General features: G+C 68.3%; 21 protein-coding genes. 7 read left to right on the top strand and 14 right to left on the bottom strand.

Features of this window, described 5'->3' with window-relative positions:
* Positions 1 to 183: 183 nt before the first annotated feature.
* The 3 genes from G369_RS0108530 to G369_RS0108520 are packed head-to-tail and all read right to left on the bottom strand — an operon-like array spanning position 184 to position 3,301.
* The gene (locus G369_RS0108530) at positions 184 to 1,131 is read right to left on the bottom strand and encodes a 3-hydroxyacyl-CoA dehydrogenase NAD-binding domain-containing protein (RefSeq protein WP_038114285.1); all 948 of its coding nucleotides are present in this window, start codon (positions 1,129 to 1,131) and stop codon (positions 184 to 186) included.
* A complete protein-coding gene (locus G369_RS0108525) occupies positions 1,128 to 2,342 on the bottom strand; it encodes an ABC transporter substrate-binding protein (RefSeq protein ID WP_019653569.1) in 1,215 nt (404 codons plus the stop codon). Before G369_RS0108525 ends, G369_RS0108530 begins: the two co-directional genes overlap by 4 nt.
* A gap of 38 nt (positions 2,343 to 2,380) precedes the next feature.
* Positions 2,381 to 3,301: a beta-keto acid cleavage family enzyme gene (locus tag G369_RS0108520; protein WP_019653568.1), complete on the bottom strand. Its 921-nt coding sequence runs from the start codon at positions 3,299 to 3,301 to the stop codon at positions 2,381 to 2,383.
* Positions 3,302 to 3,446: 145 nt separating this feature from the next.
* Between G369_RS0108520 and G369_RS0108515 the strand changes: the two genes are divergently transcribed.
* Both G369_RS0108515 and G369_RS0108510 read left to right on the top strand, forming a co-directional pair.
* Positions 3,447 to 4,154 carry a Crp/Fnr family transcriptional regulator gene (locus G369_RS0108515; RefSeq protein ID WP_019653567.1) on the top strand — a complete coding sequence of 236 codons (708 nt, stop codon included), beginning with the start codon at positions 3,447 to 3,449 and terminating at the stop codon, positions 4,152 to 4,154.
* Positions 4,155 to 4,179: 25 nt separating this feature from the next.
* Positions 4,180 to 5,076, top strand: coding sequence for an alpha/beta hydrolase fold domain-containing protein (locus G369_RS0108510; protein WP_019653566.1), 897 nt, complete (start codon positions 4,180 to 4,182; stop codon positions 5,074 to 5,076).
* Between the two features lie 5 nt (positions 5,077 to 5,081).
* On the opposite strand, the gene G369_RS0108505 is transcribed toward G369_RS0108510, so the two are convergent.
* A complete protein-coding gene (locus G369_RS0108505; RefSeq protein WP_019653565.1) occupies positions 5,082 to 6,884 on the bottom strand; it encodes an NAD(P)/FAD-dependent oxidoreductase in 1,803 nt (600 codons plus the stop codon).
* 186 nt (positions 6,885 to 7,070) lie between these two features.
* On the bottom strand, positions 7,071 to 9,053 hold the full coding sequence (locus G369_RS0108500) for a sigma-54-dependent Fis family transcriptional regulator (protein ID WP_019653564.1): 1,983 nt from the start codon (positions 9,051 to 9,053) through the stop codon (positions 7,071 to 7,073).
* A gap of 170 nt (positions 9,054 to 9,223) precedes the next feature.
* Between G369_RS0108500 and G369_RS37495 the strand changes: the two genes are divergently transcribed.
* Together G369_RS37495 and G369_RS0108490 are read left to right on the top strand one after the other, a co-directional pair.
* Positions 9,224 to 9,637, top strand: coding sequence for a hypothetical protein (locus tag G369_RS37495; RefSeq protein ID WP_080647822.1), 414 nt, complete (start codon positions 9,224 to 9,226; stop codon positions 9,635 to 9,637).
* 13 nt (positions 9,638 to 9,650) lie between these two features.
* Positions 9,651 to 10,046: a hypothetical protein gene (locus G369_RS0108490; protein WP_038114283.1), complete on the top strand. Its 396-nt coding sequence runs from the start codon at positions 9,651 to 9,653 to the stop codon at positions 10,044 to 10,046.
* Between the two features lie 25 nt (positions 10,047 to 10,071).
* On the opposite strand, the gene G369_RS0108485 is transcribed toward G369_RS0108490, so the two are convergent.
* The 9 genes from G369_RS0108485 to G369_RS0108445 form a co-directional block, all read right to left on the bottom strand.
* Positions 10,072 to 10,773: an ABC transporter ATP-binding protein gene (locus G369_RS0108485; RefSeq protein WP_019653561.1), complete on the bottom strand. Its 702-nt coding sequence runs from the start codon at positions 10,771 to 10,773 to the stop codon at positions 10,072 to 10,074.
* Between the two features lie 87 nt (positions 10,774 to 10,860).
* Complete coding sequence (locus tag G369_RS0108480; protein ID WP_019653560.1) at positions 10,861 to 11,607, bottom strand: ABC transporter ATP-binding protein; 747 nt, start codon at positions 11,605 to 11,607, stop codon at positions 10,861 to 10,863.
* Positions 11,608 to 11,731: 124 nt separating this feature from the next.
* Complete coding sequence (locus tag G369_RS0108475) at positions 11,732 to 12,691, bottom strand: branched-chain amino acid ABC transporter permease (RefSeq protein WP_020723002.1); 960 nt, start codon at positions 12,689 to 12,691, stop codon at positions 11,732 to 11,734.
* On the bottom strand, positions 12,688 to 13,560 hold the full coding sequence (locus G369_RS0108470; RefSeq protein ID WP_019653558.1) for a branched-chain amino acid ABC transporter permease: 873 nt from the start codon (positions 13,558 to 13,560) through the stop codon (positions 12,688 to 12,690). The genes G369_RS0108475 and G369_RS0108470 overlap by 4 nt, the downstream gene beginning before the upstream one ends.
* Before the next feature lie 149 nt (positions 13,561 to 13,709).
* Positions 13,710 to 14,882, bottom strand: coding sequence for an ABC transporter substrate-binding protein (locus tag G369_RS0108465; protein WP_019653557.1), 1,173 nt, complete (start codon positions 14,880 to 14,882; stop codon positions 13,710 to 13,712).
* On the bottom strand, positions 14,879 to 15,682 hold the full coding sequence (locus G369_RS0108460) for an alpha/beta fold hydrolase (RefSeq protein ID WP_019653556.1): 804 nt from the start codon (positions 15,680 to 15,682) through the stop codon (positions 14,879 to 14,881). The genes G369_RS0108465 and G369_RS0108460 overlap by 4 nt, the downstream gene beginning before the upstream one ends.
* Before the next feature lie 154 nt (positions 15,683 to 15,836).
* Positions 15,837 to 17,384 (bottom strand): benzoate-CoA ligase family protein, encoded by a 1,548-nt coding sequence (locus G369_RS0108455; protein ID WP_019653555.1) that lies wholly within the window; start codon positions 17,382 to 17,384, stop codon positions 15,837 to 15,839.
* Positions 17,385 to 17,429: 45 nt separating this feature from the next.
* The gene (locus G369_RS0108450; RefSeq protein ID WP_019653554.1) at positions 17,430 to 18,980 is read right to left on the bottom strand and encodes a 3,4-dehydroadipyl-CoA semialdehyde dehydrogenase; all 1,551 of its coding nucleotides are present in this window, start codon (positions 18,978 to 18,980) and stop codon (positions 17,430 to 17,432) included.
* The gene (locus G369_RS0108445) at positions 18,977 to 19,471 is read right to left on the bottom strand and encodes a 4-hydroxylaminobenzoate lyase (protein ID WP_019653553.1); all 495 of its coding nucleotides are present in this window, start codon (positions 19,469 to 19,471) and stop codon (positions 18,977 to 18,979) included. Before G369_RS0108445 ends, G369_RS0108450 begins: the two co-directional genes overlap by 4 nt.
* A 163-nt stretch (positions 19,472 to 19,634) precedes the next feature.
* On the opposite strand from G369_RS0108445, the gene G369_RS0108440 reads away from it, so the two are divergent.
* The 3 genes from G369_RS0108440 to boxB all read left to right on the top strand — a co-directional run bounded on the left by G369_RS0108440 (position 19,635) and on the right by boxB (position 23,981).
* Positions 19,635 to 20,579: a helix-turn-helix transcriptional regulator gene (locus tag G369_RS0108440; RefSeq protein WP_019653552.1), complete on the top strand. Its 945-nt coding sequence runs from the start codon at positions 19,635 to 19,637 to the stop codon at positions 20,577 to 20,579.
* A gap of 162 nt (positions 20,580 to 20,741) precedes the next feature.
* Positions 20,742 to 22,418 (top strand): 2,3-epoxybenzoyl-CoA dihydrolase, encoded by a 1,677-nt coding sequence (boxC, locus tag G369_RS0108435; protein ID WP_019653551.1) that lies wholly within the window; start codon positions 20,742 to 20,744, stop codon positions 22,416 to 22,418.
* 135 nt (positions 22,419 to 22,553) lie between these two features.
* Positions 22,554 to 23,981 carry a benzoyl-CoA 2,3-epoxidase subunit BoxB gene (boxB, locus tag G369_RS0108430; RefSeq protein WP_019653550.1) on the top strand — a complete coding sequence of 476 codons (1,428 nt, stop codon included), beginning with the start codon at positions 22,554 to 22,556 and terminating at the stop codon, positions 23,979 to 23,981.
* Positions 23,982 to 24,044: the final 63 nt, after the last annotated feature.

The raw sequence follows: 24,044 nt of genomic DNA, 5'->3' as shown, positions 1-24,044 counted from the left end.
GTAGTGCCGGCCGCAGAGGCGCTGCGCCCATCGATGACGTCGATGGGGTGCCTTGCGCAGCGAAATAAAGGAGGAGGCCGCAGGCCGGGGGACATTCGCGGAGCAAGGTACCCCGTCGGCGTCATCGCATCCCGAACGAAGCGCCCAACGCACAACGAGACGAATGGAAAAGCAGCACTCCATCTAATCGAGCTTGCCGGTATCGGCCTTCGCGCGAATCAGGTTTAACAGCAGGGTGTCGCGGGCCGATTCGAGATCGCCAGGTCGGCGCGCACCCAGCTCCTGCGACACGCCTTGCGCCACCTTCTGCTTGAGTTCTTCTGTCATCGACGGCGCCCTCAGGTCTTTCCACCAGTCCTCGATCGGCCCGCCCAGGTGCGCCAGCACATGCTCGATGCCGCCCGCGCCGCCCGACAGGTGCAGATTCATGAACGGCCCCATCACCGCCCAGCGGAGGCCGGGCCCGTGCGCGATGGCTGTGTCGATGTCGGCCACGCTGGCCACGCCCTGGTCGACGAGGTGGAAGGCCTCGCGCCACAGCGCCGCCTGCAGCCGGTTCGCGATGTGGCCCTTCACCTCGCGCTTCACGTGGATCGGCCGCTTGCCGATGGCCGCATAGAAGGCCATGGTGCGCTCGATGGCCTCGGCCGAGGTCTGCTCGCCGCCGATCACCTCCACCAGCGGGATCAGGTGCGGCGGGTTGAACGGATGCCCCAGCACCACGCGCTGCGGATGCGCGCAGCCCGACTGCACGCCGCTGATCGCGAGGCCGGAGGAGCTCGATGCGAGGATCGTCTCCGGCGGCGCGGCCGCGTCCATGCGGCGGAACAGGTCGATCTTGAAGCCCATGCGCTCGGGGCCGTTCTCCTGGACGAAGTCGGCCACCGAGACGGCGTCTTCCAGGCTGTCGTGGAAGCGCAGGCGCTCGATGGAGGCACCTGCTGCGAGGCCAAAGCGCTCCAGCGTGGGCCAGTGCCGCGCCACGGCTTCGCGCAGCCGTTCTTCCGCGCCGGGCGAGGGGTCGGTCGCGTTCACGTCGAGACCGTGCGCGAGGAAGTGCGCGACCCAGCTCGCGCCGATCACGCCGGTGCCGACCACCGCCACGCGTTGGATGTCCGTGGATGTGCTCATGTCGATTTCCACCGCGCGCAGCGGCTCTCTGCCTTCGTCGTCCATGCGGCCTCGCCGCGGATCGGCTCGACCACCTTGTAGTAGTCCCAGGGCTCCTTCGACTCGGCCGGCGTCTTCACCTGCATCAGGTGCATGTCGTGCACCATCAGCCCGTCTTCGCGCAGCCAGCCGCCCTTGACGAACATGTCGTTGAACTTCGTCTTGCGCAGCTGGGCCATCACCTTGTCGGCGTCGTCGCTGCCCGCGGCCTTCACCGCCTGCAGGTACTGCAGCGCGGCCGAGTAGTCGCCGGCATGGAAGGAGGAGGGCATGCGCTTGTGCCTGTCGAAGAAGCGGCGTGCCCATTCGCGCGACTCGGGGCTCTGGTTCCAGTACCAGCTGTCGGTGAGGTACATGCCCTGCGATGCCTTCAGGCCCAGCGCGTGAACGTCGTTGATGGTGATGATCATGCCGGCCAGCTTCATGTTCCTGCCGATGCCGAACTCCGCCGCCGACTTGATCGCGTTGACCGTGTCGCCGCCCGCGTTGGCCAGCGCCAGCACCTGGGCCTTCGAGCCCTGCGCCTGCAGCATGAACGACGAGAAATCGCTCGCGCCCAGCGGGTGCTTCACCGAGCCCGCCACCGTGCCGCCGGCAGCCTGCACCGTCTTCGTGGCGTCGGCCTGCAGCGCCGCGCCGAAGGCGTAGTCGGCCGTCACGAAGTACCAGCTCTTGCCGCCGGCCTTGGCCACCGCGCTCGCGGTGCCGCGCGCCATGGCCACCGTGTCGTAGGCGTAGTGCACCGTGTACGGCGAGCAGTATTCGTTGGTGAGGCCCGAGGCGCCCGAGCCCACCACGAAGTAGGGCTTCTTCTTGTCGGCCGCCACGCCCGCCATGGCGATGGCCGCACCCGAGTTGACGCCGCCGATCAGCATGTCGACCTTCTGCACGTCGAACCACTCGCGTGCCTTGGCAGCGGCGATGTCGGGCTTGTTCTGGTGATCGGCCGTGACCAGCTCGATCTTCCTGCCGTCGATGGCGCCGCCCATGTCGGCAATGGCCATGCGGATGGCCTCCGCGCCGGCCGGCCCGTCGTAGTCGCGGTAGATGCCCGACATGTCGCTGATGAAGCCGATGCGGATCACGTCGTCCGACACCTGCGCCGAGGCGCCCGTCGCCGTGAAGGCCGCACCGAGCGCCGCTGCGAGGGCGCTGCGGGAAAGCTTGCTCATGTATCCGTCTCCGTCTCTCTTCTGTTTGTCGCCCGCCTTCAGCCCAGTGCGAACTCGGGCCTCGGCGTGCCCACCCGCGGCAGGCCCATCATCTGCCGCGCCTCGGCGGGCGTGGCCACTTCCATGTCGAGCTCGCGGATCACGCGCACGATGCGCTCGGTGAGCTGCACGTTGGTGGCCAGCTCGCCGTGGCGGAAGTAGAGGTTGTCTTCCAGGCCCACGCGCGCATGGCCGCCCAGCAGCAGCGCCGCCACGTTGGCCTCCAGCTGCGAGGGGCCGATGCCGCTCACGCAGAAGATGCTGCCCCTGGGCAGCGTGTCGACCATCATCTGCAGGAAGCGCGGCGAATACGGCATCGCGTTCTGGAAGTTGCGGTGCACGTTCATCACCAGGTTGATGAAGTAGGGCTCGTCGTCGTGGCCCTCGCCGATCAGCGTGGTCGTGTCCTGCAGGATGTGCGTGGGGCTGAAGACCTCCCACTCGGGCTTGATGCCGCGCGCCTTCATGCCGGCGGCCAGCTCGCGCCCGCGCGTGATGGGCGTGTCCATCAGGATCTGCTTGCCCTCGAAGCTCAGGTTGAGCGTGGTCGCGTCGAGCGTGCACATCTCGGCGCCGGCGTCCATGCCCTTGATGCGCTCCTCCCACGCGATCTCCCAGCGGTCGCCGGCCAGCGGCTTCACCATGTCGCCGTGCACGCCGCCGCCGGTGGAGTTGTTGATGACGATGTCGCTGCCGCCCGCGCGGATGCGGCTGTTGATGTCGCGGTACACCTCGGCGTCGCAGGTGGCGCCGTCGTCGGGCCGGCGTGCGTGGATGGCGACCACGCTGGCGCCGGCGTTCCAGCAGCGCAGCACGTCGGCCGCGATCTCTGCGGGCTGGGTGGGGAGGTGGGGGTTCTGCGACTTGTGCGCCATGCCGCCGGTGGGGGCGATGGTCACGATCACTTTGCGCTTCGACATGCTCGGGGGCTCCTGGTGTCTGTCATGGGCGCGCAATTATTTTTTTGAGCAGCGTCCCCACTCAGTCATCGCGACGACATTCGGGCTCAGGGTTTACGCTGCGCCACCGGCTAAAGTCGCCCCAGCGCCATCTGCCTTCCGTCCCATGCCCACGAACAAGCCGGCCCCCAAGGCGGCCTCGCTCACGATTGCCCAGCTGCTGCAGAGCTCGGCCTGGTTCCCCCTGCTCGACGTGAGCGCGGGCGAACGCGTGCTCGACGAGATGCGCGAGGTCGAGGTGGCGCCCGGTGCCGCGCTGTGCCGGCGCGGCGACACGCCTCTGCACTGGTACGGCACGCTCGAGGGCCTTCTCAAGTGGTCGATCACGTCGAGCGACGGTCGCTCCGTGACCTTCGGCGGCCTCTCGGTCGGCAGCTGGTTCGGCGAAGGCACGCTGCTGCGCGCGCTGCCGCGCTCGGCCGACATCATCGCGCTGCGGCCCAGCCGGGTGGCGGCGCTGCCTCTGGAAACCTTCGAATGGCTGCACCGCACGCAGCGCGGCTTCGACCACTTCCTGCTGCAGCAGATCAACGAGCGGCTGCACTGGTTCATGGGCAACTACGCGGCGCACCGCCTGCTCGACGCCGACAGCCAGGTCGCCCGCGCGCTGGCGGGGCTGTTCCACCCGTGGCTGCACCCGGGCAGCGAGCCGCACCTGCAGACCTCGCAGGAAGAGATCGCGAACCTCTCGGGCGTCTCGCGCCAGCGCTGCAATGCGGCGCTGAACCGGCTGAAGGAAGCGGGCTTCCTTCGCATCGAATACGGGGGAATCACCGTGATCGACCTCGAAGGGCTGCGGCGGTTCATCGAGTAAGGAACGAAATGCAGGAGGAGCTTTCATGACCATGCCTTGGCCCCTGTTTCTCCTGCTGCTGAAGCTCCTGGGCCGCCGTCGCCGCTTCGAGAGCATCGAAGGGCTGCGCGCGGCCGTGGAGCGCGACCGCAAGACCGCGAGCGCCGAGCCGCCGGCGTCGGTGCGCAAGCGCTGCGCGATCGGCAGGCGCCATGTGGGCGGCCATGATTGCTACACCCTCGCGCCGCTTTCCGGCGCGGGACCGGTGCAGCTCCTTTACCTGCACGGCGGTGCGCACGTGGCCGAGATCTCGCCGTTCCACTGGCGCCTGCTGGCGGAATTCGCCGAGACCACGGGCTGTGTCGCGCACGTGCCGATCTTTCCGCTCGCGCCCGAGCACACCTACCGGCCTGCCTACGCGATGGTGAACGAGATCTACCGTGGGCTGGCTGCCGCGCATGACCCCCGGCAGCTGGTGCTGATGGGCGATTCGGCGGGCGGCGGCCTCGCGCTCGCGCTGGCTCAAGGCTTTGCCGCGCTGGGCCTGCCGCAGCCGCGCGACATCGTGCTGATTTCGCCCTGGCTCGACCTCACGGTGTCGAACCCCGCGATTCCGGCATTCGAAGCCGACGATCCGTGGCTGGCCCGCCCCGGACTGGAGGAAGCGGGGCGGTGGTGGGCCGGCGGCGAAGATCCGGGCCTGCCGCACCTGAGCCCCGTGCACGGTCCGCTGCAGGGGCTGGGCAGGCTCACCGTGTTCATCGGAACGCGCGACCTGCTGCTGGCGGATTGCCGGGCGCTGCGCGATCGGGCCGCGGCGCAGGGCGTGCATGTCGAGATGCACGAGGCTCCCGGCATGGTCCATGTCTGGCCGCTGCTGCCGGTGAGGCAGGCGATGGCGGCGCGCGCCGCTATCGCGGGGATCGTGCGGGGCCGGGACTGACCCGGTCAGCGCACGTGGTGCGACGGCGCCCGCTCGTACACCGGCGTGTCGATGCCTTCCATGCGCGCCTTCAGCTGCAGCGCGAGAAACTGCGAGTAGTGCCGCGACTGGTGCAGGTTGCCGCCGTGGAACCAGAGGTTGTCGACCTGCGTCGGCTTCCACATGTTGCGCAGCTCGCCTTCCCAGGGCCCCGGATCCTTCGGTGTCTCGGAGCCCAGCCCCCAGCACTTGCCGACCTTGTCGGCGATCTCCGGCGAGATCAGGTCGGCGAGCCAGCCGTTCATCGAGCCGTAGCCGGTGGCATAGACCAGCAGGTCGGCGGGCAGCTCGGTGCCGTCGGTCAGCGTGACCGAGCGCTCGTTCACCCGCTCGATGTTCACTCCGCTCTTCAGGTGGATGCTGCCGTTGGCCACCAGCTCCGAGGCGCCCACGTCGATGTAGTAGCCCGACCCGCGCCGCAGGTACTTCATGAAGAGGCCCGAGCCGTCGGCGCCGAAGTCGAGCATGAAGCCCGCCTTCTCCAGCCGCGCGTACAGGTCGGCGTCGCGCTTCTTCATCTCCTCGTACACCGGGATGTGGAAGGTGTGCATGATCTTGTAGGGCACCGACGCGAAGATCAGGTCGGCCTTGTGGTGGTCGATGCCGTTCTTCACCGCCTGCTCGGAGTAGAGCCCGCCCAGCGCCAGTTCCATCAGCGACTGCGAGGGCGCGATGTGCGTCGACGAGCGCTGGATCATCGTCACGTCGGCGCCGTGCTCCCACAGGGCGGCGCAGATGTCGTGCGCCGAGTTGTTGGAGCCCAGCACCACGCACTTCTTGCCGGCATAGGCCTCGGGCCCGGGGTGCTGGCTGGAGTGGTGCTGCTCGCCCTTGAAGTTCTCCGCGCCCGCGATCTTCGGCACGTTGGGGTAGCCCGACACGCCCAGCGCGAACACCAGCTGCCTCGGCCGCAGCACCACCGGGTTGCCCTCGCGCTCCACCGTCACCTCCCAGCGCTGCGAGGCCTCGTCGAAGCGCGCCTTCTTCGCGGTGGTGGAGCTCCAGTAGTTGAGCTCCATGATCTTCGTGTAGATCTCCAGCCAGTCGCCGATCTTGTCCTTGGGTGCGAACACCGGCCAGTCGTCGGGGAAGGGCATGTAGGGCAGGTGGTCGTACCAGACCGGGTCGTGCAGGCACAGCGACTTGTAGCGCCTGCGCCAGGAGTCCCCGGCCTTCGCATTGCGCTCCACGATGATCGCCGGCACGCCCAGCCGCCGCAGCCGCGCACCCAGCGCGATGCCGCCCTGGCCGCCGCCGATGATCACCACCTCGGGCTGCTCGGTGTAGCCCAGCGTGGACTCCTCATCGCGGCGCCTCTCCAGCCAGGTCTTGCGGCCCTTGTGCACGCCGTGCTCCGCGCCCTTGATGCGGTTCTCGCCCGTCTTCTCCTCGAAGCCCTTCAGCTCGGTCATGGTGGTGAGAAGCGTCCAGGCCTTGCCGTTGCGCAGCCGCAGATGGCCCCGGCCGCGCGCCACGCGCGTCTCGAAGGTGAACCACGCGTCGACCACGCCGTCGGCCTCGGTCGCCTCGCCTTCCACCGCGAAGGCCGTGGGCTGCACGTCGGCCAGCCGCGCCTGCAGCATCGCGCGGATGGCATCGGGGCCTTCCTGCGTGCGGATGTTCCAGGTGAAGGCGACGAGGTCGCGCCAGAAGCTGTCGGCCTCGAACAGCGAGACGGCCGCGTCGATGTCGTTGCGTGCAAGCGCGGCGGCGAAGTCGGCGAGCCATTGGGCCGCGGCCCGGGTGGGGGCGGTGGTGGGGTCTGTCATTGCGTGTCTCCGTTGCGTCGTTGATGGATGCGCGGCGTCTTTGGGGGCGGCGCGGCATGCGTTGCGCAGCTTTCGTGCCGCGCGCGGGGCGACGATGGATCAATGACTTGCGCGGGCTTTTGTCGCAGCGGAAGCGTTTGTCGCACGCCGCATGCGACGAAGGCGAGACAACTGTCGCAGCGCGCCTCAGTCGTCCGCCAACGGCCGGCTGCGCGGCGGCGCGATGCCGTGGCGCTTCATGTGCCGGTAAACCGTGGCACGGCTCAAGCCAAGCTCGTCGGCCGCGCGTGCCACGTGCCATCTGTGGCGCTTGAGCAGTTCGATCAGCTCGGCGGCGGGGATGCCATCTGCGTCGTCGGGCGAAGAGGCTGCAACATGCGCCACGGTGGCCGGGGCGACGTTGCCCGACCGTGCGGGCAGCTGGAGCTGGATGTCTTCCACGCCGACCCGGCCGTCGCTGCACAGCGCCAACGCCAGCCGCAACACATTGCGCAGCTCCCGCAGATTCCCCGGCCAGTCATGCGCCAGCAGTCTCCGCATCGCCTCTTCCGACAGCCGTGCCGGTGAAGACATCGCCGCGGCCTCCTCGTTGAACATGCCCTCGATCAGGTAGCGCATGTCGCCGCGCTCGCGCAGCGGCGGCAGCTTCAACACCGCGCCGCACAGGCGGTAGTAGAGGTCCTCGCGAAAACGCCCCGAGGCCACCAGCCCGGGCAGGTGCCGGTGCGTGGCTGCCACCACCGCAATGTCGACCCGCTGCGGCGACTCTGCGCCCAGCGGCAGCACCTCGCCTTCGGACAGCACGCGCAGCAGCCGCGTCTGCAGCGCCATCGGCATGTCGCCGATCTCGTCGAGGAACAGCGTGCCCCGGTCGGCCTGCGCGATCAGGCCCTTCATGCCCTTGGCGCGGCCGCCGGTGAAACTGCCGGGCGTGTAGCCGAACAGCTCGCTCTCGATGAGCGAATCGGGGATGGCCGCGCAGTTCACCGCCACGAAGGGCATCGCCGCGCGGCTGCTCGCGCCGTGCAGCGCGCGGGCCAGTACCTCTTTGCCGCTGCCGGTCTCGCCCTCGACCAGCACGTGGATGCCGCGGTCCACCAGCCGGCGTGCCTGCGCGAGCAGCTTCTGCATCTGCGGATCGTCGCCCGCGATGCGTTCCAGCGGCGGCAGCCGATCGCCCGGACGTGCCGACGGCGATGCCGGCGCGACAGCCGCTGCGGCCGTCGCCGCCGGCCTGCGCACCCGCGGCGCCAGCAGCGACGCGTGGTACTCGCCGCCGCCCGGCAGCAGCACCGTGTGCGCGAAGGGCATGGCCGACGCGCCGCCGTTGCCGATGCGCCAGATGGCATCCATCGGCATGTGCAGCCATTCGGATATCGCACCGCCCAGCGCGCGTCCGGCAAAGGCCTGCCGCGCGCCGCCGTTCGCGCCCACCACGGTGTCGCCCTCGTCGAAGGCCAGCATCACCTCGCCCGCCACATCGACGAGGCCGAAGGCGCTGCCCAGCCGCAGGATCCAGTGGCCGCGGAAGCTGCGCAGGAAGTCGGCGTCCTCGATCATCCGTGCGTAGATGGCCACCAGGTGCCGCACGAGATGCTGGCTCTCCCTGGCCTCCGGCGAGCGCAGCGCCGACACGTCGAGGATCGCCGTGAGCTTGCCGCTGTGGTCGAACAGCGGCGCGGTGGTACAGGTCAGCGCGATGTGCGTGGCGTCGAAGTGCTCGGTCTGGTGGCAGGTCATCGGCTGGCGCTCCACCAGGCAGGTGCCCACGCCGCAGGTGCCCGCATGCGCCTCGTTCCAGTCCGCGCCCAGGTAGAGGCCGGCCTTGCGCAGCTGGTCGTCCCACGCGGGGTTGCCGATGTAGTCGACGGTGATGCCTTCGGCGTCCGTCAGCAGCACCATGTAGCCCAGGTCGGCCACGCGGCGGTAGATGTCTTCCATGCCCGCGCGCGCGGCGCGCAGGAAGTGCTCCAGCTGCTGCTGGTGAGCACGCACCTCCTGCGCCGGCAGGATGCGCGCCGGCGTCGGCTTCGACGGATCGAGCCCATGGTCGCGCACGCAGCGCGCCCACGACTTGTGGACCAGGCTCTGCGTCGGATCGGCCACGAGCGCAGTGCCGGTGGCGACGGAGTAGACGTTGTCGATGTGGCGCGATTGCAGGGACGTCATGCGCAGCCTCGCGAGTGGAGGGGAATGGGGTGCGCACGGCCAGGCCGGGGCCGTGCAGCCTTCCATCATTCGGCTGTCGCGCTGTCGCAGGACAGAGGTGAAACCCGGTGGAGAACCCCTTCGGTTACGCTTCCTGACGATTGCTCTTTCGTTGTCGAGGAGGTTTGCGCATGTCACAGGTCCTGCTGGAGGGCTACACCGTAGACGAAGTTCTTCAGTTGCCGAATGAAGAACTCCAGGCGATCGTTCTGAGGGACGAGCCGCTCGTGTTCAAGGCCGGCAGCGCCAACATGCTCGGCCGATTCAAGGTGGATGACGATGCGCTGGTGATGGAACTCGCGCACATCGACGGCGGCGGCGAGGGAGCGTTGCCGAGTGTCGCGTCGTTGGCCAACCGTTATGCCCGGCGTGAAGGTCTGGCGTTCGTCGAGTGGCGGGTTCATGCAGTGCATTGCGCAAATCCCAACCTCAAGCTTCGGCGTGTTCTGGAAAGACGCGGCTTCGTCGTTCGCAGCATTCCGGGAACAGGGGAGTGCTATTGGCTGCGAGCGCCGGTTGACGCGGCGGCGCAAGCCGTCCATTGACCGGATAGTCGATGTGGCAACACCCGAATCCATCCACCGGCTTTTGACCGTGGCGGCCAGATTGCTAGACAGTGCAGCGTCGGAGATACGGGACGCCAGGCTCGAACCCGTTCGCGGAAACGTCGAGCGGATCGGCGAGATTCTTGCCCGGATATTCGAGATCGAGCAGAAGATATACCTGCTCCGACCCGAGCTGAAGCCGCCCTACCTGAACGCGGCCTCGCCATACCCGGAGTCCAACAAGCTGCTGACGCGCTTCATGTTCGAGGCGTGCCAGCTCGAAGATGCCGGGGAGTTCGGACGGGCGATCGAGAAGTACCAGGAGTACCTGTCGCTCGAAGAGTCAGCGCATCACCGCGAAATTGCGGAAGGCGAGATTCGAAGGCTTTCGAAACGAGACGACGACTGAGTCCCGAGCATCCCGGTATCGATTCTCAGACGCCGAGCAGTTCCTCCAGCGCATGCGGCTCGGCCAGCAGGTCCGCCGAGGCACCGTGCCGCACGATCTGGCCCTTCTCCATCACCACCGCGAGATCGGTGTTCGCGAGCACCTTGCGGTAGTCGCGGTCGACGATCAGCGTGGCGATGCCCGTCGCGCGGATCTCGCCGATCACGCGCCAGATCTCGGCCACGATCAGCGGTGCGAGGCCTTCGGTGGCCTCGTCGAGGATCAGCAGGCGCGGGTTGGTCATGAGCGCGCGGCCGATCGAGAGCATCTGCTGCTCGCCGCCCGAGAGTTGCTGGCCGCCGTTCGACAGGCGTTCGGACAGGCGCGGGAAGGTCGCCATCACGCGGTCGAAGGTCCATTCGCGACGGCCGTCGATGCCGGCTCGCTCGCTCATCACGAGGTTCTCGCGCACTGACAGGTTCGGGAAGATGCCGCGCCCCTCGGGCACGTAGCCGATGCCCAGGCGCGCCATCTTCTCGGGTGGCAGGCCGGTGACGGTGCGGCCGTCGACCTGCACTTCGCCCGACGCGGGGCGCACGTAGCCCATCATGGTGCGGATCAGCGTGGTCTTGCCCATGCCGTTGCGCCCGAGCAGGCCGACCGAGGTGGCCGCCGGAACGCCCGCATGCACGCCGCGCAGGATGTGGCTGTTGCCGTAGTAGGTGTTGAGGTCTCGGACGATGAGCATGTCAGTGGCCTCCCGCCGGGCCGCCCCAAGGGAGGCCGGCGCCCCCTTGGAGGGCAGCGAATACACGAAGTGATGGACGTGGGGGCATCAGTGGTCTTCTCCGAGGTAGGCGGTGCGGACTTCGGGGTTCTCGCGGATCTCCGCCGGGTTGCCGGTCGCGATGACGGTGCCGTTCACCATCACCGTGATGCGGTCGGCGATGCGGAAGACTGCGTCCATGTCGTGCTCCACCAGCAGGATCGCGTGCGTGGCCTTCAGCCGTGCGAGCAGCGTGAGCATGCGATCGGTTTCCTCGGCACCCATGCCGGCGAGCGGCTCGTCCAGCAGCAGCACGCGCGGATTGGTGGCCAGGCACATCGCCACCTCGAGCTGTCGCTGCGCGCCGTGGCTCATGGTGCCGGCGATGCGCTGTGCCTCGTGCGCGAGGCCGGCGGCTTCGAGCGCCGCGTCAGCCGATGCGCTGCTGGTGGCGCAGCCGCGCGACGACTGCCAGAAGGCCCAGGGCCTGGGCGTCGCGGCCTGTGCGGCCAGCCGGCAGTTCTCGTGCACGCTGAACTCCGGGAAGATGGTCGTGCGCTGGTAGCTGCGCCCCACGCCGTCGCGCGCGCGCTTCCATTGCGCGCGGCCGGTGATGTCCACGCCGTCGAGCGCGATGCGGCCTTCGCTCGCCTCGATCTCGCCCGAGAGCATATTGATCAGCGTCGACTTGCCGGCGCCGTTGGTGCCGATCACGGCGTGCACCTCGCCCACGTGCAGGTCGAGCGTGACGGCGTTGACCGCGGTAAGGCCGCCGAAGCGACGGGTGAGCTTGTCGACGGAGAGAAGTGCGGTCATGGTCTTGCTCCTTCCCACTTTTGGGGAAGGTGGGGATGGGGGCAGGCAGGGCGCTCGATGGAGGCGCCGCGTGCCCCCACCCCGGCCCTCCCCCAGCGGGGGAGGGAGGAAGTCGGCGTGCAAGTCATGCAGCCCCCTTCGGCGACAGGCGTTGGACGAGACCGATCAGGCCCTTGGGCAGCAGCGCCACGAACACGATGATCGTGAGCCCCAGCGTCAGCTGCCAGTGGTCGGCCAGCGGGCCCATCACCGCGTGCGTGGAGAAGATCTCCTTGAGCAGCGTGAACGCCACCGCGCCGATCACCGCGCCGCGCAGGTGTCCCAGGCCGCCCAGGATCACCATCAGCAGCACCTCGCCCGAGTTGTGCCAGGCCATCAGCTCCGGGTTGACCACGCCGTCGCGCGAGGCCAGCAGGAAGCCCGCGAGCCCGGCCAATGCGCCGGCCAGCACGAAGGCCGCGAGCTTGTAGCCGTACACCGCGAAGCCGGCGGCGCGCATGCGCTGCTCGTTCACGCGGATGCCCGCGAGCGCCGCGCCGAAGCGCGAGCGCCGGATGAGCGCCAGCAGCGCGTAGGTGAACACCAGCGACGCCAGCACCACGTAGAACAGCACCGTGCGGTTCTCCATGTCGAGCGCGCCGATGGCGGGCCGCACATACATGTAGATGCCGTCGCTGCCGCCGCCGACCTTGGTGTCGTGGAAGACGAAGAAGGCCATCTGCGCGAAGGCCAGCGTCACCATGATGAAGTACACGCCGCGCGTGCGCAGGCTCAACGCGCCGACGAAAAGCGCGTAGAGCGCGGCCGCGCCCATGGACAGCGGCAGCAGCAGCGCGAAGTTGCCGCCTTCGTTGCCCGAGGCCAGCACGGTGACGTATGCGCCGATGCCGTAGAACGCCGCGTGGCCCAGGCTCACGAGGCCGGTCATGCCCACCAGCAGCTCCAGGCTCAGCGCGAAGATCGAGAGGATCATCACCTTCACGATGAAATCCGATGCGTAGTTGCCCATGAACGGGCCGGCGACGCCGATGGCGACCGCGCAGGCCACGGGCAGCAGGAATGCGCCGCGCTTCATGGCTGTCATGGCCGCCTCCCCATCAGCCCCTCGGGCTTCCAGATCAGCACGATGGCCATCAGCAGGTAGATGCCGATGCCGGCGAGGTCGGCGAAGAACACCTTGCCGAAGGTGTCGACGAAGCCCACCAGCAGCGAGGCCACCAGCGCACCGGTGATCGAGCCGATGCCGCCGATCACCACCAGCACGAAGCAGATGATGAGCACGCTCGCGCCCATGTTGGGATACACGGAAGACATCGGCGCGGCGATCATGCCGGCCAGCGCCGCGAGCGCCACGCCGGCGGCGAACACGATGCGGTAGAGCCGCTTCACGTCGATGCCCAGGCCGCGCACCATGTCGCGGTTGCTCGCGCCGGCGCGGATCATCATGCCCAGCCGCGTGCGGTTCACCACCCAGTACAGGCCCACGGCCAGCACGATGCAGGCGGCCGATGCGAAGAGTCGGTACCACGGATAGCTCATCACGCTGCCCAGCGCGAAGCTGCCGTCGAGCCACGCGGGCACCTTCACGCCGTGCACGTCGTTGCCCACCAGGATGGAGCGCAGCTCCTCGAACACCAGGATCAGCCCGTAGGTCATCAGCACCTGCTGCAGGTGGTCGCGCTGGTAGAGGTAGCTGAAGAAGGCCCATTCGAGCAGGTAGCCGAACACGGCCGCCAGCACCACGCCGGCCACCAGCATCAGCAAGAACTGGTCGCCGAACAGCGGCGCGAGCGAGAACGCCATGTACGCGCCGATCATGTAGAAGCTCCCGTGGGCAAGGTTGATGACGCCCATGATCCCGAAGATCAGCGTCAGCCCCGAGGCCACGAGGAAGAGAAGCAGTCCGTACTGAACCGAGTTCAGGCACTGGACCAGGAAGGTTCCGAAATCCACGAGGAGGTTCTCTCTGGGCGGGATCGTTGTTCAATGGGAGTGCACTGCGCGGGACACCGCGGAACCGGCTTCGCCGGGCCGCAGGTGTCGCCCCCTGCAAAGAGGTTGGCGCAGCACACGAAGTGAGCGAAGCCTGGGGGTGTACCTATCTACATCCTGCAGCCGCGAGCGGGGTCGGCCAGGCCCTTGATCGCGGTGCTCACCAGCTTGTTCTCCTTGCCCTCCACCTTGCGCAGATAGATGTCCTGCACCGGGTTGTGGGCCTTGCTCACGGTGAAGGTGCCGCGCGGGCTGTCGATCTTCGCCTTCTCGACGGCGGCCGCGAACTCGGCCTTCTTCGAGATGTCGCCCTTGGTCGCGTTCAGGCCCACGCCCAGCATCTGCGCCGCGTCGTAGCCCTGCACCGCGTACACGTCGGGCTGCAGCTTGAACGACTTGGCGTACGCCACGCGGAAGGCGTTGTCGCGTGCGGTGTTCAGGCCGTCGGCGTAGTGCAGCGTGGTGAGCATGCCCTGGGCCGATTCGCCCTGCGCGTCGAGCGTGCCGTCGGTCAGGAAGCCGGGGCCGTACAACGGAATGGTCTTGTTCAGGCCCGCGGCCTGATAGTCCTTGACGAACTTCACCGCGCCGCCGCCGGCGAAGAAGGCGTACACCGCATCGGGCTTGGCCGCCGCGATCTCGGTCAGCAGCGCCTGGAACTCCACGTTGGGGAAGGGCAGGGTGAGCTGCTTCTCGACCTTGCCGCCGTTCTTCTCGAAGCCTTCCTTGAAGCCGTTGACCGACTCGTCGCCCGCCGCGTACTTCCAGGTGATGGTCATCGCCTTCTTCTTGCCCTGCTGCTTGGCCGCCACCTCGCCCATGGCGTAGGCCGGCTGCCAGTTGCTGAACGAGCTGCGGAAGATGTTGGGCGCGCACATCGGGCCGGTGACGGCGTCGGCGCCGGCGTTGGGCACGATCAGCACGGTGCCGCTTTCCTTGGCGGCCTTGGCCATGGCCATGGCTACGCCCGAATGCACCGTGCCGACGATCACGTCGACGTTGTCGCGCTTGATGAGCTTGTTGACGTTGTCGGTGGCCTTGGCCGGGTCGGATTCGTCGTCGACCTTGAAGTACTCGATCTCGCGGCCGGCGAGCTTGCCGCCCTGCTCGTCGACGTAGAGCTTGAAGCCGTTCTCGATGGCCACGCCCAGTGCGGTGTAGGTGCCGCTGTAGGGCAGCATCAGGCCGACCTTGAGCTTGCCTGTGCCTTGGGCGCCTGCAGCCGACGCGAGCGCGGCGAAGGCGATGGCCGTGAGGGCCATGCGGGCGGTACGGATTGTCATGGTGTCTGTCTCCTGTTTTTGGTGATGAAGGAAGTGGCCGCGACGATGACACGATCCGGCTGATCGCGATGCGGGGAATGCCCGCATTCAGGGATTTCGAGCAGCTCGCAACCACCGACGCGCGCGACGATGCCGCGGATCTGCGCGAGGGTGCCGTACTCGTCGTCGATGCCCTGCACGGCGAGCACGGGGCAGCGGATGGTGTCGAGTTCGCGCTCGATGTTCCAGTCGCGAAATGGCGGATGCAGCCAGATGCGGTTCCAGCCCCAGAAGGCCGAGTCGGCGCTGTCGTGGTAGCGGCCCAGCTTCTGCGGCAGGTCGGTGTCGAGGTAGGCGGTGCGCGCGTTCTCGATGTTCGCCACCGTCACGTCCTCCACGAAGATGTGCGGCGCCAGCACCACGAGGCCCGCCACCTTGTCCGGAAAGCGCGAGGCGTACAGCAGCGAGATCGAACCGCCGTCGCTGTGGCCGAAGAGCCAGGGCTTGCGGTCGCCGAGGCCGAGCGCGGCGAAGAGCGCGGGCAGCACCTCGTGCGCCTGGCGGTGCATGAAGTCGACGTCCCAGATCTCGTCGTCCGCGCGCGGCGTCGAACGGCCGTAGCCGGGGCGCGAGAACACGAGGCCGCTCACGCCGGCGGCTTCGCACAGCCGCGCGGGGAAGTCCTTCCACATCGCGACGGAGCCCAGGCCTTCGTGCAGGAAGACGACGAGCGGGGCGTCGGTGCGCTCGGGGGCGATCCACTGGCATTCGATGCGCACCTCGCGGTTGCGCCAGATGATGTCTGCGAACTCCGTGCTCATGAGGTCGCTGCCGGCTGTTGCTCCTTCCCCCTCTGGGGGAAGGCTGGGATGGGGGCAAGCGGCGCTCGCAGGGGCCGTGTCTGCGTGGAGGCCGATGCCCCCACCCCGGCCCTCCCCCAGCGGGGGAGGGGGAAAGACGGAGACGGCGCGCGCATCACGATTGCCTTTCCTTCTCACGCAACCTGAACCGCTGGATCTTCCCGGTCGCCGTCTTCGGCAGCTCGGCCACGAACTCCAGGAAGCGCGGGTACTTGTAGGGTGCCAGCCGCTCCTTGACGAAGGCCTTGAGCTCGTCCTCGGTTGCCGCGCCGCCGTCCTTCAGCACGACGAAGGCCTTGGTCTTGGTCAGGCCGTCGGCGTCTTCCTTGCCGATCACCGCCGCCTCGAGCACGGCCGGGTGCTGCATCAGCGTGGCCTCGACCTCGAAGGGCGAGACGTAGATGCCGCTGACCTTGAGCATGTCGTCGCTGCGCCCGGCGTAGGTGTAGTAGCCGTCGGCGTCACGGGTGTACTTGTCGCCGCTCTTGGTCCAGCCGCCCTGGAAGGTCTCGCGCGACTTCTCGCGGTTGGCCCAGTACATCAGCGCCGAGCTCGGGCCGCGGATGTAGAGGTCGCCCACCTCGCCGTCGGGCACGGGGCGGCCGTCCTCGCCGCGCAGCTCGACCTCGTAGCCTTCCACCGGCCGGCCGGTGGTGCCGTAGCGCACGTCGCCGGGGCGGTTGGAGATGAAGATGTGCAGCATCTCCGTCGAGCCGATGCCGTCGATGATCTCGCAGCCGAAGTGCGTCTTGAAGCGTTGCGCGATCTCGCCGGGCAGCGCCTCGCCGGCCGATGAACACATGCGCAGCGCCACCGCTTCGCGCGCGGGCAGCTTCGGCGACGCGAGCATGCCGGCAAAGCCCGTTGGCGCGCCGAAGAACACGGTCGGTCTGTGCTCCGTCCAGCGGCGGAAGGTGGCATCGGGCGTGGGGCGCTCGGCCATCAGCACCACGGTGGCGCCCACCGAGAGCGGGAAGGTCAGCGCATTGCCCAGCCCGTACGCGAAGTACATCTTGGCGGCGGAGAAGCAGACGTCGTCTTCGGTGAGGCCGAGCACCGGCTTGCCATAGAGCTCGGCCGTCCACCACAGGTTGGCGTGCGTGTGGACCGTGCCCTTGGGCTTGCCGGTGGAGCCGGAGGAATACAGCCAGAAGCCCGGGTCGTCCGATGCGGTGGTCACGGGCGATGCCAGCGGTTCGACGGCGGCGAGTGCGGCGTCGAACTCCTGCGCGCCTTCGGGCAGGGCGCCGGTGGGTTGCGAGACGAAGAGAGCGCGCACCTCGTGCCCGCCGCGCGACATCGCCTCCTGCAGCGTCGGCAGCAGCGCGCCCGAGACCAGCACCGCTTGAGCGCGGCTGTGGTCGAGCATGTAGGCGTAGTCGTCGGGCGTGAGCAGCGTGTTCACTGCCACCGGCACCACGCCGGCATAGAGGCTGCCGAGGAAGCTCACGGGCCAGTCGTTGCCGTCGAGCATCAGCAGCAGCACCCGCTCCTCGCGCCGGATGCCGGCCGCCCGCAGCGCGGCGGCCAGGCGGCGCGAACGTTCCTCGAGCTGGCCGTAGCTCATGGTGCCGCGGTCGTCGATGTAGGCGGTGCGCGCAGCGCGTTCGCGGTTGAGCTCGAACAGGTGTCCGGCGAAGTTGAATCGTGGGGGCAGGGTCATGGTCTTGTCTCCTTCAGCCTTGCGTGTTCTTGTTTTTTTCTTCTTCTAGAGGCCGAGTGCGGCGAGGACGCCGGGGCTTGCCTGTACCGCCGCGCGGCGGTGATAGAAATCGAGCGCACGCAGCCCGCCCAGCTCGGCGCCGCCGCCTGCGCGGCCGGGGCCGCCGTGCAGCGACATCGGCATCACGTTGCCGTGGCCGGTGTGGGCCTGCGCCACCTCGGGCGTGATGACGTGCACGCGGCCGTGGCTCGGCGCGACGGCCAGCGCGGCCTGCGCCAGCGCCGCGTCGTCGCTGCCATAGATGGAGGTGACGAGCGAGCCCTGGCCGCGATGCGCGAGCGCGATGCCGTGCGCGAGGTCGCGGTAGGGCAGCAGCGTGGCGACGGGTCCGAACACTTCCACGTCGTGCACCAGCTGCGCCGCGTCGGCATCGCGTGCGCCCAGCAGCACGGGGCCGATGCAGGCGGCGACGGCCGGGTCGGCGTCGACCAGAGGCTTGTTGCGGCCGTCGTGCAGCAAGGTAGTCTGCGTGGCCAGTGTGTCGAGGCCTTCGCGCACCGCGTCCAGCTGGGCGCGGCTCACGAGCGAGCCCATTCGTACGCTCTCGTTGCGCGGATTGCCGACCGTGGTGCCCGCGAGCTTCGCGCCGATGGCCTCGGCCACTGCGTCGTACGACTCCGCCGGCACCAGGATGCGGCGGATGGCGGTGCACTTCTGGCCCGACTTCACCGTCATCTCGCGCACCACTTCGCGCACGAGCAGGTTGAAGGCGTCGCTGCCGGCAGCGGCCCCGGGCAGCAGCAGGGCGCTGTTGAGGCTGTCGGCCTCGATGTTCACGCGCACCGAGCGCTGCGCCACCGCCGGGTGCGAGCGGATCACCGCGGCGGTCTCGGCCGAGCCGGTGAAGGAGGCCACGTCGAAGGGCTGCAGCGCATCCATCAAACCGGCCGAGCTGCCGCAGACGATGGAAAGCGCGCCGGCTGGCAGCACGCCCGCATCGACCACGTCCTTCACCATGCGCTGCGTGAGCCAGGCGGTGGCGGTGGCCGGCTTCACGATCACCGGCACGCCCGACAGCAGCGCGGGCGCGGCCTTCTCCCACAGGCCCCACGAGGGGAAGTTGAAGGCGTTGATGAAGAGCGCCACACCCTGCGTCGGCACCTGCAGGTGCTGCGACTGGAACACCGGCTCCTTGCCGAGCTTGACCGCATCGCCGTCGCGCAGCGCGCGCACGTCGCCGAGCGCATCGCCCCACTTCGCGTACTGGCCCAGCGTGAAGATCGCGCCGTCGATGTCCACGGCCGAGTCGTTCTTCACCGTGCCCGAGTTGGCGGTGGCGATCTCGTAGTAGGCCTCGCGGTTGGCCTGCAGCACCTTCACGATGGCCGCGAGCAATGTGGCCCGCTGGCGGTAGGTGAGGGCGCGCAGCGCATTGCCGCCTTGTTCGCGTGCAAAGGCGAATGCGGCGGGCAGGTCGAGGCCGGTGGCATCGACGCGCGCGAGCTCGGTGCCCAGCACCGGGTCGAACAGCGGCGTGCCGACGCCCGATCCGCTTTGCCAGCGGCCGGCGACGTAGTTGGAAAGAAGCTCCGTCATTGGGTGAACTTGATCTGCCCCTCGGGCAGTAGATAAAGGACGAGCGCGCGGCCGCTGGCCACGGTCGGGCTGTGCGCGGTGCCGGGCCCGTAGACGCACCAGCCCGCGGGCCGTCCGTCGAAGGTGGCCGGGTGGTCGTCGAGCGGCATGATCAGGTCGATCTCGCCGTTGGGATGCGTGTGGTGAGGACCGGCGATGTCCTGCATGTCGACCACGTCGACCGAGAAGCGGTGCAGGGCGTCTTCGGCCTTGAAGACGCGGCCGTACCTGATGCCGCCGCCCTCGCGCTCGCAGAGCCAGCCTTCGGCGACGCCGCCGATGCAGGCCTGGCGCAGCTGCTCGAAGCTGGCGCTGCCGGCGCCGTGGTGGGCGTTGAGCCACCGGTCGAGCTCGCCGTCGAGCGGCTTACCGGCGATCTGGGCGGTCAGGCCGGCGATCAGCTGGTGGAATGCTTCCTTGCCGGTGGCGGGAGTGCTGCTGGTGTCGGACATCGTGGGGCCTCGAACTTTGGAACTACCTTGCAGGATCACTGCGCGTGCAGTATCTTGCGTGTGGCCGAACGATAAGCAGCGAGACAAAGGGTGTCAAGCAATATAGTGCATCTATGGTGTTTACCCTGAGCGAGCACAATCCCGGCGAAGAACGAGGAATTGCATGAACGAGCACGTAGACGCGGCGCTGGCCGCCGCGGCTGAAGGCGGCGACAGCGCGCCGGGCCAGGCCGTCGCCGGGGAGGCGAAGAATCCGCTGCTGTCGGCGCTTGGCGACCGCGTGCGCAACCTGCGCGCGCAGCGCGGCCTCACCCGCAAGGCGGTGGCCATCGCGGCCGACGTGTCTGAGCGCCACCTGGCCAATCTCGAATACGGCATCGGCAACGCGTCGATCCTGGTGCTGCAGCAGGTGGCCGGCGCGCTGCACTGCTCGCTGGCCGAACTGGTGGGCGACGTCACGACCAGTTCGCCCGAGTGGCTGCTGATCCGCGAGCTGCTCGAGCACCGCAGCGAGGCCGACCTGCGCCGCGTGCGCGTGGCGATCGGCGAGCTGCTGGGCACCGCCTCTGTCGATCCGGCGCGGCACCGCCGCATCGCACTCGTGGGCCTGCGCGGGGCGGGCAAGTCCACGCTGGGCCAGATGCTGGCGGAAGACCTGGAGATTCCCTTCATCGAGCTCAGCCGCGAGATCGAGAAGCTCGCCGGCTGCAGCGTGCGCGAGATCCATGACCTGTACGGCACCAATGCCTACCGCCGCTACGAGCGCCGCGCGCTGGAAGAGGCGGTGCAGATCTACAGCGAGGTGGTGATCGCCACGCCCGGTGGCATCGTCTCCGACCCGGCCACCTTCAACGAGCTGCTCGCGCACTGCACCACCGTGTGGCTCCAGGCCGCGCCCGAGGAGCACATGGGCCGCGTGGCCGCGCAGGGCGACACCCGCCCGATGGCCGCCAGCAAGGAGGCGATGGAGGACCTGCGCCGCATCCTCAATGGCCGCGCCGCCTTCTATTCGAAGGCAGACCTGTCGGTGGACACCAGCGGCAAGACGCTGCCGCAGAGCTTCCAGGCCCTGCGCGCGGCCGTACGCCAGTCCATGGGACTGGTCTAGTCGCCCTCGGGGCTTCCAAAATCTGAAAAAAAGTGCAGCAGGCATTGACTTGCCTGTGTGCATGCAGCATGATGCATGTCATCGGAACAAGAAAGTGCATTATTTTTCCTGTTCCCGGTTTCCGAATACTGCCCCACAGCTGCCCCCACAGGAGACTTCTGCATGACCGACACCACCACGCCCCAGGCGCCCCAGCGCGTCGACTACCGCACCGATCCGAGCCAGTACCGCCACTGGTCGCTGAGCTTCGACGGCGCCATCGCGCGCCTCGTGCTCGACATCGCGGAAGACGGCGGCATCCGCCCCGGCTACAAGCTCAAGCTCAACAGCTACGACCTGGGCGTGGACGTGGAACTCAACGACGCGCTCAACCGCGTGCGCTTCGAGCACCCCGAGGTGCGCAGCGTGATCGTCACCAGCGGCAAGGACCGCATCTTCTGCTCGGGCGCCAACATCTTCATGCTCGGCGTCTCCAGCCACGCATGGAAGGTGAACTTCTGCAAGTTCACCAACGAGACGCGCAACGGCATCGAAGACTCCTCGAAGCACTCGGGCCTGAAGTTCCTCGCGGCCGTCAACGGCGCCTGCGCGGGCGGCGGCTACGAGCTGGCGCTGGCCTGCGACGAGATCCTGCTGGTGGACGACCGCTCCTCCGCCGTGTCGCTGCCCGAAGTGCCGCTCCTGGGCGTGCTGCCCGGCACCGGCGGCCTGACCCGAGTGACCGACAAGCGCCACGTGCGCCATGACCTCGCCGACATCTTCTGCACCAGCGTCGAAGGCGTGCGCGGCCAGCGCGCGGTCGAGTGGCGCCTGGTCGACGCGGTCGCCAAGCCCGCGCAGTTCGCCGCCGCCGTGCAGGAACGCGCCTCGCAACTGGCCGCCGGCAGCGACCGCCCCGCGAATGCCAAGGGCGTGGCGCTCACGCGCATCGAGCGCACCGACAGCGCCGACGGCATCTCGTACGCGAACGTCAATGTGCAGATCGACCGCAGCAAGCGCACCGCCACCATCACCGTGAAGGCGCCCACCGGCGCGCAGCCCTCGGACATCGCCGCCATCGAGGCGGCCGGCGCCGCGTGGTGGCCGCTCGCGATGTGCCGTGAGCTCGACGACGCCATCCTGAACCTGCGCACCAACGAGCTCGACATCGGCACCTGGCTGCTCAAGACGGAAGGCGATGCCGCCGCCGTGCTCGCGTCGGACGCGGTGATGCTCGCCAACAAGGACCACTGGCTGGTGCGCGAGACCATCGGCGCGCTGCGCCGCACGCTGGGCCGCCTGGATGTTTCCTCGCGCAGCCTGTTCGCGCTGATCGAAGCCGGCTCGTGCTTCGCCGGCACGCTGGCCGAGCTGGCCTTCGCGGCCGACCGCGCCTACATGCTCGCGCTGCCCGACGATGCCGAACGCGCGCCGAAGCTCACGCTGGACGAATTCAACTTCGGCTTCTTCCCGATGGTGAACGACCAGAGCCGACTGCAGCGCCGCTTCTATGAGGAAGCCGCGCCGCTGGAAGCAGCGCGTGCCGCCGCGGGCAAGCCGCTCGACGCCGACGAGGCCCTGAAGCTGGGCCTTGTGACCGCCGCCCCCGACGACATCGACTGGGACGACGAGATCCGCATCGCCATCGAGGAACGCGCCGCGATGTCGCCCGACTCGCTCACCGGCCTTGAAGCCAACCTGCGCTTCGCGAGCAAGGAGAACATGGTCACCCGCATCTTCGGCCGCCTCTCGGCCTGGCAGAACTGGATCTTCAACCGCCCCAACGCCGTCGGCGAGAAGGGTGCGCTGAAGGTCTACGGCACCGGGCAGAAGGCCGGCTTCGACCTGAATCGGGTATGACCCCCAGGCTTCGCGCACTTCGTGTCGCTTCGCCAACCCCCTTCCAGGGGGCAACGCTAGCGGTCCGGCAAAGCCGGTTCCGCAGCGTTTCTTGAACAGACATCTCTCCAGCAACCACTCGATAAAGGTTTCGCCATGAGCACGATCAACTACAGCGAGAAGATCCCCAACAACGTCAACCTCGGCGAAGACCGCACGCTGCAGCGCGCGCTCGAAGGCTGGCAGCCGAACTTCATCAACTGGTGGGACGACGTGGGCCCCGAGGGCTCCACCAACCACGAGGTCTATCTGCGCACGGCCGTGAGCGTCGATCCGCAGGGCTGGGCCCAGTTCGGCCACGTGAAGATGCGCGACTACCGCTGGGGCATCTTCCTGAACCCCGGCGATTCCAACCGCGAGATCCACTTCGGCGACCACAAGGGCGAGAAGGCCTGGCAGGACGTGCCGGGCGAGCACCGCGCCAACCTGCGCCGCATCATCGTGACTCAGGGCGACACCGAGCCCGCGTCGGTGGAGCAGCAGCGCCACCTGGGCCTGACCGCGCCCAGCATGTACGACCTGCGCAACCTGTTTCAGATCAACGTGGAAGAGGGCCGCCACCTGTGGGCCATGGTCTACCTGCTGCACAAGCACTTCGGCCGCGACGGCCGCGAAGAGGCCGAGGCCCTCCTGCAGCGCACCTCGGGCGACGAGAACAACCCGCGCATCCTGGGCGCATTCAACGAGCGCACGCCCGACTGGCTCGCGTTCTTCATGTTCACGTACTTCACCGACCGCGACGGCAAGTTCCAGCTGTCGGCGCTGGCCGAGAGCGCCTTCGACCCGCTGGCGCGCACCACGAAGTTCATGCTGACCGAGGAAGCGCATCACATGTTCGTGGGCGAGAGCGGCGTGTCGCGCGTCATCGCGCGCACCGCGCAGGTCATGAACGAGCTCAAGACCGACGACCCGCAGAAGGTGCGTGCCGCCGGCGCCATCGACCTGGGGACCATCCAGCGCTACCTGAACTTCCACTACAGCGTGACCATCGACCTGTTCGGCGCCGACCAGTCGAGCAACGCCGCCACCTTCTACAGTTCGGGCCTGAAGGGCCGCTACGAAGAGGGCAAGCGCACCGACGACCACGTTCTCAAGGGCCAGACCTACAAGGTGCTCGAGGTGCAGAACGGCCAGCTCGTCGAGAAGGACGTGCCGATGCTCAACGCGCTCAACGAAGTGCTGCGCGACGACTTCATCAAGGACTCGGTGGCCGGCGTGGGCCGCTGGAACAAGGTGCTGGAGAAGGCCGGCATCCCGACGCGCCTGGTGGTGCCGCACAAGGCGTTCAACCGCCAGATCGGCGCGCTCGCCGGCATCAAGATGTCGCCGGAAGGCCGCGTGGTGAACGACATGGAATGGGCCGCCAAGCGCGACGAGTGGTTGCCCAGTGCCGAAGACTTCGCTTTCGTGGCATCGTTGATGGGCCGCGTGGTGGAACCGGGCAAGTTCGCCGGCTGGATCTCGCCGCCGGTGATGGGCATCAACCGCCAGCCGGTGGATTTCGAGTACGTCCGCTTCGGCTGATTGGTATCTGGGTATCGCTCCTTCCCCCTCTGGGGAAGGCAGGGATGGGGGCAAGCAGCGCGA

The sequence above is a fragment of the Variovorax atrisoli 110B genome, assembly GCF_000382045.1.
Classification (GTDB): Bacteria; Pseudomonadota; Gammaproteobacteria; order Burkholderiales; family Burkholderiaceae_C; genus Variovorax; species Variovorax atrisoli.
The sequence above is the reverse complement of the archived record's forward strand: the minus strand, read 5'-3'. Positions and strand labels throughout refer to the sequence as shown.